Source organism: Roseomonas sp. KE0001 (genome assembly GCF_016107285.1).
GTDB lineage: Bacteria > Pseudomonadota > Alphaproteobacteria > Acetobacterales > Acetobacteraceae > Pseudoroseomonas.
In genome coordinates this window covers 1-12916 of the sequence record NZ_RCVQ01000017.1, presented here as the reverse complement: position 1 = coordinate 12916, position 12916 = coordinate 1, and the positions used below count along the sequence as shown (strand labels likewise).

Annotated in this window: 9 protein-coding genes; 8 read left to right on the top strand and 1 reads right to left on the bottom strand. The window is 67.4% G+C overall.

The annotated features are described in order from the left end of the window. From D9598_RS19865 to D9598_RS19850, 4 genes are all read left to right on the top strand, one after another. Positions 1–1287 (top strand): NAD(P)H-dependent oxidoreductase, encoded by a 1287-nt coding sequence (locus D9598_RS19865; RefSeq protein ID WP_232477473.1) that lies wholly within the window; start codon positions 1–3, stop codon positions 1285–1287. Positions 1288–1707: 420 nt separating this feature from the next. Beyond that, positions 1708–2592 (top strand): replication protein RepA, encoded by an 885-nt coding sequence (locus D9598_RS19860; RefSeq protein ID WP_232477472.1) that lies wholly within the window; start codon positions 1708–1710, stop codon positions 2590–2592. A gap of 371 nt (positions 2593–2963) precedes the next feature. Then, the gene (locus tag D9598_RS19855; RefSeq protein WP_198368225.1) at positions 2964–4142 is read left to right on the top strand and encodes an outer membrane beta-barrel protein; all 1179 of its coding nucleotides are present in this window, start codon (positions 2964–2966) and stop codon (positions 4140–4142) included. 161 nt (positions 4143–4303) lie between these two features. Beyond that, complete coding sequence (locus tag D9598_RS19850) at positions 4304–4849, top strand: polysaccharide biosynthesis/export family protein (protein WP_232477471.1); 546 nt, start codon at positions 4304–4306, stop codon at positions 4847–4849. A gap of 111 nt (positions 4850–4960) precedes the next feature. Here the strand turns inward: D9598_RS19850 and D9598_RS19845 are convergent, their stop codons facing one another. Next, the gene (locus D9598_RS19845) at positions 4961–7138 is read right to left on the bottom strand and encodes a polysaccharide biosynthesis tyrosine autokinase (protein WP_198368223.1); all 2178 of its coding nucleotides are present in this window, start codon (positions 7136–7138) and stop codon (positions 4961–4963) included. Between the two features lie 543 nt (positions 7139–7681). Here D9598_RS19845 and D9598_RS19840 point away from each other — a divergent pair. The 4 genes from D9598_RS19840 to D9598_RS19825 are packed head-to-tail and all read left to right on the top strand — an operon-like array spanning position 7682 to position 12856. Next, positions 7682–9007, top strand: a complete 1326-nt coding sequence (locus D9598_RS19840) for a hypothetical protein (RefSeq protein WP_198368222.1) — start codon at positions 7682–7684, stop codon at positions 9005–9007. Further along, the gene (locus tag D9598_RS19835) at positions 9004–9891 is read left to right on the top strand and encodes an aldo/keto reductase (RefSeq protein WP_198368221.1); all 888 of its coding nucleotides are present in this window, start codon (positions 9004–9006) and stop codon (positions 9889–9891) included. Before D9598_RS19840 ends, D9598_RS19835 begins: the two co-directional genes overlap by 4 nt. Beyond that, positions 9888–11609, top strand: a complete 1722-nt coding sequence (locus D9598_RS19830) for an FAD-dependent oxidoreductase (protein ID WP_198368220.1) — start codon at positions 9888–9890, stop codon at positions 11607–11609. The genes D9598_RS19835 and D9598_RS19830 overlap by 4 nt, the downstream gene beginning before the upstream one ends. Then, complete coding sequence (locus tag D9598_RS19825) at positions 11606–12856, top strand: glycosyltransferase (RefSeq protein ID WP_198368219.1); 1251 nt, start codon at positions 11606–11608, stop codon at positions 12854–12856. The genes D9598_RS19830 and D9598_RS19825 overlap by 4 nt, the downstream gene beginning before the upstream one ends. The last annotated feature ends 60 nt before the right edge of the window (positions 12857–12916 follow it).

Here is a 12916-nt window from a genome sequence, read left to right as displayed (position 1 = left end):
ATGATCTATGACAGGCTGCTGCGGCAGCGCGAGGCTTCCGGCAAGCCGGTCCTGGTCGGCATGTTCGGGGCCGGCTTCATGGCCAAGGGCGTCACCAACCAGATCGTCAACTCGGTCCCGGGCATGACGCTGGCGGTGATCTGCAATCGCAGCCTCGACAAGGCCCGCCTGGCCTTCGAGCAGGCCGGCGTCACCGATATCGCGGTGGTGGAGACCGATGATGCCCTGGCCGATTGCATCCGCCAGGGCCGGGCCGCCATCACCCAGGATCCGCTGCTGCTCTGCCGCAATCCGGACCTGGATTGCCTGATCGATGCCACCGGCGCCATCGAATACGGCGCCGCCATCACCCTGGCGGCCATCGAGAACCGCAAGCACATGGTCTCGATGAATGCCGAGCTCGATGCGACGGTCGGGCCCCTGCTCAAGCGCAAGGCCGATGCGGCGGGTGTCATCTTCACGGGCTGCGACGGCGACCAGCCCGGCGTGCAGATGAATCTCTACCGCTTCGTGGTTTCCATCGGCCTGACGCCGCTGGTTTGCGGCAATATCAAGGGGCTGCAGGATCCCTACCGCAATCCGACCACCCAGGCCGGCTTTGCCGCCCAATGGGGGCAGGATCCCTACATGGTGACCAGCTTCGCGGATGGCACCAAGATCAGCTTCGAGCAGGCGATCGTCGCCAATGCCACGGGCATGACGGTGGCCCGGCGCGGCATGATCGGCCTCAACCATGCCGGCCATGTCGATGAACTGACCAAGTCCTACGACATCGACATGCTGCGGGAAAAGGGGGGCGTCGTCGACTATGTCGTCGGCAGCAAGCCGGGCCCTGGCGTCTATGTCCTGGCCACGCATGACGATCCCAAGCAGAAGCACTACCTGAACCTGTACAAGCTGGGCACCGGGCCACTCTACAGTTTCTACACGCCCTATCACCTCTGCCATTTCGAGGTGCCGCTTTCCGTGGCGCGAGTCGTGCTGTGCCAGGATCCGGTCATCCAGCCGATCGATGGCCCCCGCGTCGATGTCATCACCACCGCCAAGATCAATCTGAAGGCGGGCGAGACGATCGATGCCCTGGGCGGCTACATGAGTTACGGCCAGTGCGAAGATTACGCGACCTCGCGTCGTGAGGGTTTGCTGCCGATGGGTTTGGCCTTCGGCTGTACGCTGAAGCGCGATGTCCCGAAGGATGCGGTGCTGACTTATGACGACGTCGAGATTCCGGAAGGCCGGATGATCGATCGGCTGCGCTCCGAGCAGGACGCGCTCTACGCGGCCTGACGACGTCGCCGGGCGCTGTCGAGAACATTCAGGGCGCGGCTCCGAAGGGGCCGCGCCCTTCGGTTTTCCGGGGCCGGTAGACCATGCCCGATTCGCCCACATTGTCCCGGGGGGATAACTCCGACCCTTCCGGGCGGTCAGGAATTATCCACAGGACAAGGCATCTATCCCAGGGGGTTAACTCCGGGAATTGGGGGGTTAACTCCGAAAAGCGGGCTTATCCCGGGGGGATAACTCCGGATTCAACTAATAAGAATCTACTAGTTAACTACATAGAGACCGGAGTTATCCCCCCATTGACGGCAGCCATCCTCTCCCGGCAACTAGGGCCAAGCTTTGGCAGAGAGGGCCATGCAGGAAGATGCAGCGCATGGTGTACGCCACTTGGTCCTACTCCATGGCAGGGATCAGGCGCGCGCCATGGTCCCTCCGGAGCGCAAGGCCCTGGTGGATATCGCTGCGGAGGTCCTGGCTGATGATGCCAGCCGCATTGGGATTACTTATACGGGCTTCTGCCTGACATCCCTGCCCCACAAGCGGCTCCCCGATGACAGCGCCTGGGAGAAGCGGGGGCACCGCGTCACGCTGCTGGTGGAGCCCGGTCGTCTCAGGCTGGCCCGTGGCGCGCCGAAACTGCATGGCGTCCCGTATGGCGCCAGAGCCAGGATGATCCTGCTCTACCTGCAGACCCAGGCCGCCAGGACAAACAGCCGCGAGGTCGAGCTGGGCCGCTCCATGCGGGATTGGCTGGGTCGCATGGGTCTTTCCTGGGGCGGCGAGACGGGCAAGGCATTGCGCGAGCAGGCGGCGCGGATCGCCGCTTGCAGCCTGAAATTCTTCTGGGAGGGTGAGGGCACGGAAGGCTGGGCGGCGGGCCGCTTCGTGCGTTCCGGCCTGCGCTTCTCGGAGCAGGGCGAGGATCTCCGTCAGACCGAAATGTGGGATGACCGCGTGGTTCTTGATGAGGTTTTCTTCGATGCCATGCGCCAGCATCCGGTGCCGTTGCAGGAGACCGCATTGCGCGAACTCGGCAATCGCAGCGCCAGCCTCGATCTCTACATCTGGCTCGCCTACAGGCTGCACACGCTACGCGGTCCGACGCCAGTGCGCTGGACCGCCCTGAGGGATCAGTTTGGCTCCAGCTATTCAGAACTGCATACCTTCAAGAGAGATTTCAGGAAGTCCCTTGCTCCTGCTGTCGCGGCCTATCCGGAAGCGCGGGTGGAACTGACTGATGAAGGTGTCCTCCTGCATCCGTCGCGACCGCCCGTTTCGCAAAGACTGGTCAGCGTGGCCCGGAGTTAACCCCCCAGTCGCATGGCGCGCAAAGGCATTGAGCGGCCGTCGGCAAGGTGCGTGCAGAAAAGCAACGGTTGTATCGACACTCTCGCGGGACGTGCGGCAAAGGCTTGATCCGGTGGGTTTTCATGGGACAATCCCATGCCGCATGCATAGGGATGCGGGAGAGAACGAGATTGGGTAGGGCCCTCTGAATGCGTCTGCAGAAGAAGAACGTCGCCGGCAGGAAGGCAGACACTGCCGCCCCTTCTCTCCGGCCCTTCCCATCATGGCGTGCCTCCTGTCTGCACGGTCTGGTGGCTCTCGCCATTCCGGCCGCAATGGCTGGAATGGCCGCGCCTGCTCACGCCCAATCGGCCCCTGAGCCGCCGCAGACCATGAGCCCGCAGGACACCCAGCGTGGCGTCACTGTCCGGTCCCGGCCGCGGCCCGATTACGATCCGGCTGGCGTGCGCCTCTCCGGCTTCCGCCTCGACGGCGCGGTGGAGGCCGGCGTGGGCTATGACGACAACCTGCAGCCCGGCACGGGCGAGGACGTGGAAGACGGCTTCTTCGCGCAGACCGTCAATGTCTCGGCCAACAGCTTCTGGACGCGGCATGCGCTGGGCCTGACCGCCTCGCAATCGAGCCGGCAGCACTTCAGCAACAGCAATCAGAACTGGAACGACTTCAGCGTCGGCATCGCCGGCCGCTACGATATCGGCCGGGCCTCATCTCTGCGAGCCAGCTACACGCACACCCGCTCGCATCTCGAGGTGGACAATTTCGACGTGCAGGCCGGCGGCCTGAACGAGCCCATCCCCTATGACAGCGACATCTTCCTGGTCGGTGGCACCGCGGCCTTCAATCGCCTGGCCCTGACCGGCACCGCGGAATATAGGACCATTCGCTATGAGAATTCGGACGTCAACGGCGTCCGCGTTTTCAACAATGTCAATGACTACGACACGATCCTAGGCGAGGTCCAGGCGGCTTACAGCATTGTCGAGGGCCGCGAGATCCTGACCCTGGTCCGCCTGCAGGACATCAACTACCAGCAGTCCGGCCAGAGCGGGCGGGATTCCTTCACCTGGGAGGTTCAGGCCGGTATCAATTACGACCTGACAGGCCTCTGGCAGGCCCGCCTGCTGGCCGGCTACCGTGAACGGACCTATGATTCCCCGGCATTGAAGACGTTGAGCGGGCCAGCATTCGAAGGCCAGCTGACCTATCTGCCGACGCAGCTGACCACGGCGACCCTGGCGGTTTCGCGCACCATCGAGGAATCCATCCGCGCCAGCAACGTCAGCTATACGCGCACCCAGGGACGGCTCACCGTCGACCATGAGCTTCTGCGCAACGTCATCGTCACCGGTGAGCTGCGGGCCGAGCATCGCGACTATCCGCAGCAGGGCAATGTCACCGACGGTATTGTCCTGGTCGGCGCGCAATGGCTGCTGAACCGCAACATGTCGGTGCTCGCCAGCTATCAGCACACGGAGCGCCTTTCGGCGCCGGATGGCGCGCGCGAATACGGGATCAACCAGTTTCAAGTCAGGCTGCGCTTCGCCTTGTAGTCGCGGGGCCTCGAGCGTGGCCGCTTCAATGTGACGTGCGTTCACCGGCGTGACAGTCTTTGATACAGTGTCATGCTTTTCTCAAGAATTCTCTATTCCGGGAGTGCCCCATGTCTCGCCCTGCTTTCTTGACTGCCGCTGGCCCTCGTGCGCTGCGCGGAATGGTGCTGGGCCTGTCGCTGCTGGTGGCCGCCTGCGCCACGCCCGGCGCCAACCTGCCACCGCTGCCGGAGACCACGGCGGGCGCCTATAGGCTCGGGGCGGGCGACCAGCTGCGCGTCACGGTCTTCAACGATCCGCGCCTGACCGGCGAGTTTCGCATCACCGATACCGGCACCGTGGCGCTGCCGCTGGTCGGCGCCATTCCGGTGGCCGGGCTGACGACCACCCAGGCCGAAACGGCGATCGCGCGCAGCATGCGCAGCCGCAACCTGTTCAACGACCCCTCGGTCGCGGTCGAGGTCCAGGAATACCGTCCGATCTTCGTGCTGGGCATGGTCGAGCGTGGCGGCCAGACTCCCTACCAGCCCGGCATGACGGTCCTCTCCGCCGTGGCCGTGGTGGGCGGCTTCAACTATCGCGCCGTCACCGATTACGTCTCCATCACCCGCCTGGGCGAGGATGGCGTCGCGCGGGAGTTCCGCGGCGACCGCCAGTCGGTGCTGCAGCCGGGCGATGTGGTGACCGTCTTCGAGCGCCGCTTCTGACACCATGGATGCCGCCGGGTTTAAACCCGGCGGCCTTCACATCGGCCACGAAAAACCCCGGAACCTTTCGGTTCCGGGGTTTTCCATGCGCGAACGGCAGGCGTTCCGGGATCAGGCGCCGGGCGCCGGCAGCCGCTTCAGGTCGGGCGAGGCGCTCTTGGCATAGCCCTCGTAATAGCCCAGCGGGTCCAGACGGCCCGGCCGCACCCGGGTCAGCACGGTCGCCATGCGGGCCCGCATCGAGCGCGGCAGGCGGCGCATCGCCTCCATCACCACGGTGCGGGAGGTGCGCTCCCAGCCGACAGCGAAGAGCACGGCGTCGCTGTGCTGGGCCAACACCACGGCATCGGCCACACGCATGATCGGCGGGCTGTCCAGGATCACCAGATGGTATTCGCGGCGGGCCCGGTTGATCAGCTCGGCGAACTGGCGGGATTCGATCAGCGCCTGCGGATGCGGCGAGGAACGGTCCGAGAGCAGGGTGTGCAGGCCCGAGCGCTCATCCACCTGCACCGCATCCTCGAAGCGCGTCTCGCCCGAGAGGACGGCCTCGATGCTGCGGCCGGCCCAGGGGGCGCCGAAGGTCGAGGACATCTGCGGGCGGCGCATGTCGGTCTCCAGCAGCAGCACCCGCAGCCCGTCGGCGGCGGATAGCCGCGCCAGCGAGGCCGCGACGGTGCTCTTGCCGTCGCCGATGGCCGAGGAGGTGACCAGCACCGTATTGGCCGGCCCGCCGCCGGCGACCGACTGCATGGTCAGCCGCAGGGCACGCAGCGTCTCGGCGATGCCGGACTGGCTCTGATCGAGCACCAGGGCCGGCATGCGCCGGCGGCGGCCGCGGCCGAGCGCCGGCAGGCTGCCGGCGTTCTGCACGCCCGTCAGCGAGACCAGATCCTGCACCGTGCTGATCGTGCCATGGGCCATGCGGCGCAGGACCAGGATGCCGGCGAGCAGGAAGAAGCCGATGAAGGCGCTGAAGGCGGCGACCACGGAGGCTGGCGGGCCGTTCGGACGGAAGGGCTCCACCGCCGGCGAGATCACGCGCGCCGCGGGGAACTGCGCCGAGGCCAGGCGGGTCTGCTCGGTGCGGGTCAGGAAGGCCTGGTAGATCTGCCGCTTGGCATCGGCCTCGCGCGTCAGTTGCGCCAGAACGACCTCGTTCTCGGCGCCGCTGCGGGCCGTGGTCATCGAGCTGTTCAGTTGCTCCTGGGCATCGGACAGGCGGGCGCGGGCGGCGTCCACCTCGCGGCGGAGCGAGGAGACGATCTTGCCGGTCTCGTTGCCAATCTGCCGCTGGATGTCGCGCAGCTCGGCCTCCACGGCCAGGCGCTCGGGATGCCGCGCGCCCAGTCGCTGGGCCAGGGTGGCGGCGCGCTGGCCGATCTCCGCCTCGCGGTCGCGCAAGCTCTGGATCACCAGAGAGCCCAGCACCTCGCTGGAGGCGCTGCCCCGCTGGCCGGAGCGCAGCGCGCTGTCGAGCGCGGCCTGGGCGCGGGAGAGTTCCTGACGCGCCATCGCGACGCGGGCCTGCTGCTCGTTCATCTGCAGGGTGCTGACCGAGCCCTGGGAGGTCTCCAGCAGGCCGGTCTCGCGGCGGAAGGCCTGAATCCTCTGATCCGCCTCCTCGACCTCGCGGCGCAGCGTCTCCAGCCGGGAGGTCAGCCACTCATTGGCCTGCAGGGTGGTGTCCCGCTTCGCCGCCACCTCGAGTTCGATGTAGCGGTTCATCAGCGTGTTCACGACCTTCGCGGCCTCGTCCGGGAAGGGCGAGGAGAAGCGGACGGCGACGACATTGCTGTTGGCGGCGGTGCCGATCGAGAGGTAGCGCTGCAGATTCTCGACCGCCAGGCTCATGCTGTCGACCGGGCGGTCGGCCAGAGCGGGGTCGGTGCTCTCGCCCAGCAGGGCGATGCGCCAGGCGTCGATATCGGCGGCGACACCCCGCAGCCAGGCGCCGACCGGGGCGAAGAGGGCGGCGAGGCCACGGCTGGGCGGCTCCGGCGCATTCTCGAGGCCGAGGTCGCGAACCACCTGCTCGGCCAGGCGGCGCGAGCGCAGGATATCCGCCTCCGTGGTGATGCGCTGCAGGCCGGGCGTATTGAGGGAAGCCGCCTGGTTGAGCTCGGGAATGCTCTGATCCCGGCTTTCGACCAGCAGCAGACCCTCGCTCGAATAGCGGATCGGCAGCGACTTGGTGATCACGAAGCCCAGCAGGCCAGTGATGACGGCGGCAGTGGCCAAGGCCAGCTTGCGTCGCCAGAGAAGGCTCAGAAGGTCTGTCAGGCGCATACGTTCTGCCTCATGAAGGCCACATCAGAAACTTAAGGGTGCCAGCCCTTGGGCATCGGCGAGGCGCCGGAAGAGGCGACGAGCTCTGGCCACCAGGTGCATCTTTCCATAACCACGAGCCTCGCGATTGTCCAAATAATCGTGCATTGCTCACATAAAAGTGGCTCGCGGTTGAGAAAATGCACCATTAAGAGGATCAGTAGACCATTTTCTGGTGTATTCACACCGACGGTGCTCGTCGCCACCCCGTCGGATACTTCTGACGCCTGCCTGGAGGTGGCATGCTCTCGCTCTGGGCGCCGTCCTCTGGGCTCCGTTCGCTTCGGGGGAAGTTCGCCATGGCCTCGTCTGCTCCTGCCCGCCTCGCCGGTTGTTCCCCCTCCGGCACGGCCCTGGGTCAGGCTTGGCTCCCGATACCGGCCTGCTGTAGGACACCGCCATGGGATTTGGGAGGTTTCGTAAACCTCTCTTCGCGGTGCAGCAAGCAGAGCGGAAGCCGCGCTCAGGCCTTTCCGTCGTTTTCTCTGGCTGTGTGAGCTGATCATGATGTCGCCCCTGCGGCTGGACGCTTCGGAGCCAGTCTTCCCAACCGGGCCTGCCCTGTCGTTCGGCGAGGAGCCGGAACAGGCGGCCTCGCGAGAGACGGCGGAGGCCGCCTTCGTCCGGCGCTGCCTGATGGTCGCGCTCTTCGCCTCGATCTTCCTGCAGCGCTTCGGGCTGCCGGCAGGCGACGACAGCATCGCCCTGAACCTGATCGTGACCCTGGTGGTCATGCTGCTTCTGGCCTTGCGCGGCGCCTTCGTGCTCGATCCGGTCCGGACGGCGATGTTCTTCGTCCTGGCCACGGTGGTTTCGCTCAGCCTGGCGATGAATGCGGGCGCCGCCTCGGTGCCCTCCATGGCCTTGATGCTCATTATCTATGCGCCCTTCATTTTCTCGCTGCGCTCCCCGGAGGGCGTGCTGGAGGGCTGCGTCCGGGCCTTTCAGAAGATGGTTCTGGTCTGCGCGGTCCTGGGTGTGGCGCAGTATGTGGCGCAGTTCTTCATGAATTCGGCGGATCTTTTCACCTTCAGCAACATTGTTCCGAAGGAATTCCTGCTGCCGAACTTCAACACGGCCAATCCCCTGACCTGGGATTCGCCCTACTTCAAGAGCAATGGCTTCTTCCTGCTCGAACCATCGACGTTCTCCCAGTATCTGGCGATTGCCATCATTCTGGAGCTGCTGTTCTTCGGTGCCACCTGGCGCCTGCTGCTCTATTTCATCGCCCTGCCCACCTCCTATTCCGGCACCGGCCTGATCCTGTTGCTGTTCCTGCTGCCCTGGGTGCTGCTGCATCGTCGGGCCTATGGCGCCATCGCGGCCATGGCGGCGGTGGGTGTCCTGGCCCTGGTCACGGGCGGCTTGTGGAACGCCGATGCCTTGCTCAACCGGATCAACGAGTTCGGCAGCGACAATTCCAGCGCCACGGCCCGCTTCATCGCCGGCGCCTGGCTGATCGGCCAGTTCCTGCTCTCCTCGGCGCAGGATGTTCTCTTCGGCCTGGGGCCGGGCTCCTATGCCCAGCATGCCAAGCTGGTGCCCTACGAGGCGCATGATCCGGCCTGGGCCAAGATCCTGTTCGAGTATGGCCTGCTGGGCTCGGCGGTCTTCTGGCCGTTCTTCCTGACCGCCCTGTTCCGGGCCAGCCCCTCGGGCTGGATCAGCACCGCGATGCTGATCGGCTACATGACCTTCGGCGGCATGCTGCTCGACCCCCGGCTGCAGATCCTGATCCTGATCTTCTGCGTCCTGCCCAAGCGGCCGGCGGCGGTTCAGGATTCCACGCCGCCCGGTTGGGCGCCCCTTAGCACCAGGCCTGCCCTATGACCTTGAGTCTGCCCGTGACCTTCCTGGGCGATCGTAGCGGCTTGTCCGCCTCCATCCTCGGCCTCGGTTGCAGCCGCCTTGGATCGACCCTGAGCGGTTGCGGCGGGGCAGCGGCCGAGGCCCTGCTTCGCCATGCGCTGGATGCCGGCGTGACGCTCTTCGACACCGCCAATATCTATGGCCAGGGGGAGAGCGAGCGGCTGATCGGCCGCGCCCTGGCGGGGCGGCGGGATGAGGTGACCATCGTCACCAAGGCCGGCCAGCGCTTCACCGCCACGCAGCGTGTCGTTGCCCTGGCCAAGTCGCCGCTGCGCCAACTGGTCCACCGCCTGCCTGGCCTGCGGGGCGCCATCGCCAGCCGGCGGGCCGCGCCGCTGCCGCGTGACTACTCCCCGGCGCATCTGCAAGGTGCGGTCGAGGCCAGCCTGCGGCGCCTGCGCATCGAGCGGATCGATCTCTTCCTGCTGCACAGCCCCTCGGCCGAGGCCATCCGCCAGGGCGCGCCCTTCGAGTTGCTTGACCGCCTGGTGCAGGCCGGCAAGCTGCGCGCCTGGGGCATCTCCTGCGATGACGGCGCGGCGGCCCGGGAGGCGCTGCGCCTGCCCTCGGTCGCGGCCCTGCAACTGCCCCTGGACGTGGCCCAGGCCATGCGCCCGGCCCTGACGCAGGCTGCGGGCCAGGGTATCGGCCTGATGCTGCGCGAGATCTTCGCGGGACAGGCGGGCGATGCCGCGGCTCGCGCAGCGGCCCTGCGGGTGGCCTTGCAGTTCGAACGGTCCGTGGCGCTGGTCGGCACCACCTCGGCCCGGCACCTGGATGAGGCCGTGGAGGCGGCCCGCTCCATCACCTCGCCGCCCTCGCGGCCCCTGGAGACCTCGGCATGATCCTCGACGCCTTGTCCCTGACTCCCGGTGTGGAGTTGGAGGCGGATCTCTGCATCGTCGGAGGTGGCGCGGCCGGCCTCTCCCTGGCCAGCGCGCTGGAGGGGAGCGGCCTGTCCGTGCTGGTGCTGGAGGCCGGTGGCCGCAAGTTCGACGCCGCGGCGCAGGAAGGGCTGAACGGCGAGGTCGCCGAAGGCTCGTCGCATTCCCCGCCGCACATGTACCGCCGCCGCGTGCTGGGCGGCGCCACGGCCATCTGGGGAGGGCGCTGCGTGCCCTATGACCCGATCGACCTGGAGCGGCGCCCCTGGGTGCCGATGAGCGGCTGGCCGATCGCCTGGAGGGATCTGGCCGCCTACTATCCCCGGGCGCAGGAGCTGTGCGAGGCCGGGGCCTATGCCTATGACGTGTCGGAGGCGCTCGGTCCCGCCGCGCCGCCGACCATCGAAGGCTTTAGCGATCCCGATATCGTCGCCTCGCGGCTGGAGCGCTTCAGCCGGCCCACAGACTTCGGCAAGTCCACCTTCGCCCGCCTCGCCGCCGCGCCCGCGGTCCGCATCCTGCTGAACGCCCAGGCGCTCCGTCTGGTGACGCCGGAGGGCGACGGGCCGGTGCAGCGGCTGGAAGGCGCCAGTGCGCCGGGGCGCGGCTTCACCGTGCGGGCCCGGCATTACGTGCTGGCCTCCGGCGGGCTGGAGGTGCCGCGCCTGCTGATGGCCTCCGACGGCAGCCGCCGTGGCGGGCTGGGCAATGCCGGCGGAGCGCTCGGCCGCTACTACATGTGTCATGCCGAGAACACGCTCGGCCGGCTGCGCCTGCGCCCTTCCGACCGGCCGGTCGCGCTGGATTTCGAGATGACGGAGGACGGCGTCTATGTCCGCCGCAAATTCTCCTTCTCCGCCGAGGCGCAGCGGCGCGAGGGGCTGCTGAACACCATCTTCCGTCTGCACTATCCGCTCATCGCCGATCCGGCGCATGGCAGTGGCGTGCTCTCGGCCATGTATCTGGTGAAGGACGCCATCCTGCCCGAATACCGGCGCAAGCTGGCGACCATCGAGATCGCCAACCGCGGCAAGATGGTGCGGGATGGCCGCTTCTGGTTCTCCCACGCCACCAATGTGCTGCGGGATTCCCCTGGTGTGCTGCGCTTCGGCCAGGCCTGGCTGCGCAAGCGCACCTTCGCCAGCCGCAAGCTGCCCTTCGTTGTGGTGCGCGCGCGGGACGGGCGCTATCCGCTGGACGTCAATGCCGAGCAGATCCCCAATCCCGACAGCCGCGTGACCCTGGCCACGGCGCGCGATGCGCATGGCATGCCGCGGCTGAAGGTGGACTGGCGGCTGCACCCGCAGGACATCGACAGCCTGGTGCGCGGCATGAAGGTGGCGCGCGCCGCCTTCGCCCGCTCCGGCTGCGCCGAGCTGGAATTCGACGATGCCACGATCGAGGCCGAGGTGCGGGCCTCCACCCCGGTCGGTGGCCATCACATCGGCACGGCGCGCATGGCGGAGACGGTGCGGGACGGCGTGGTCGACGCCGATTGCGCCGTGCATGGCGTGCCGAATCTCTTCGTGGCCAGCTCCGCCGTCTTCCCGACCAGCAGCCACGCGAACCCGACCCTGACCATCGTCGCCCTGGCGCTGCGGCTGGCGGACCACATCCAGCAGCTCTCGGCACGGGACGAGGCGCCCGGCTTCCGCGCTGTCCCGGAGATCGCCGCATGACCCGTTGCCTCTGGCTCGCCCGGACCCTGCCCTTTCCCTGGACGGCGGGAGACCGGATCTATACCGCCAAACTGGCGGGCGCCCTGGGACATGCGGGGGCGGAGGTGACCTTCGCCGGCTTCGCCGCCGAGGTGCCGCCTCAGCCGATGTCCGGCATCACCTGGCATGTCGTGCCGGGCCAGCCGCGCGGGCGCCTGCCGGCCCTGGCCAGCCCCATGCCCCTGGTGGCGGCGCGCCATGACGTGCCGGCCTATCGCGCGGCGCTGGGCGAGCTGGCCCGGAAGGGTCCTTGGCAGGCCGTGGTGGTGGACCAGTACGGGATGGGCTGGGCGCTGCGGCACCGGCATCTCTTCGCCGGCGATCCGACCTTCGTCTTCGTCACCCATGACCATGAGGCGAGCGTGACCGGGATGCAGTGGCGCGATGCCACCGCCTCCCTCGGCAAGCGGCTCTATCTGGGGCAGAACTACCTCAAGACCCGGCATTTCGAACGCTGGATCGCGCGCAACAGCCACCTCGTCACCACCATCACCGAGGCCGATGCGGCGCTCTTCGCCGCCGATGCGCCGGCCGCCCGGGTGCTAACCCTGGTGCCGGGCTATGACGGCACGCGGGTGGCCGCCCGCCGAATCGGGCCGGAGACGCCGCGCGCCGTGGTGCTCTTCGGCTCCTACCGCTGGTCCGCCAAGCAGGCCAATCTGCGCATCTTCCTGGACAAGGCCGATCCGATTCTGGCCCGGGCGGGGATCGAGATCCGCGTGGTCGGCGACATGCCGGAGGATTTCCGGCGCACGCTCGAGGGCCGCTACCAGGCGGCCCGCTTCACCGGCTTCGTCGAGGATCCGGCGCCGCATCTGGCGGCCGCCCGGATGGCGGTGCTGGCCGAGCCGATCGGCGGCGGCTTCAAGATGAAGCTGCTGGAATACATCTTCAACCGCGTGCCCGTGGCGGCGCTCTCGGCCTGCGCCAGCGGCCTGCCGCCGGAGGTGCAGGCGGAGATGCTGCTGGAGCCGGAGCTGGATGGCCTGCTGCGGCGTGTCCAGGTCGTCATCGACCAGCCTGCGCAGCTCAATGCCTGGCAGGAGCGCGCCTTCGCCGCGGCTGCGGATGCCTTCGACTGGGCCGATCGGGGCCGCCTGCTGCTGGAGGCCATTGAGGAGCGTCGTGGCGCTCCGCTGCGATCTGCGGCAAAACAGACAAAGACTTACAGTTCATTGGGCCAGGCCATCGACACCGGCAAAGCCTGATCCGGGCTGTCAGGCGGGACAGCAATTTGTGCAGAGTGATAGAGAATGAAGCCTGACAGG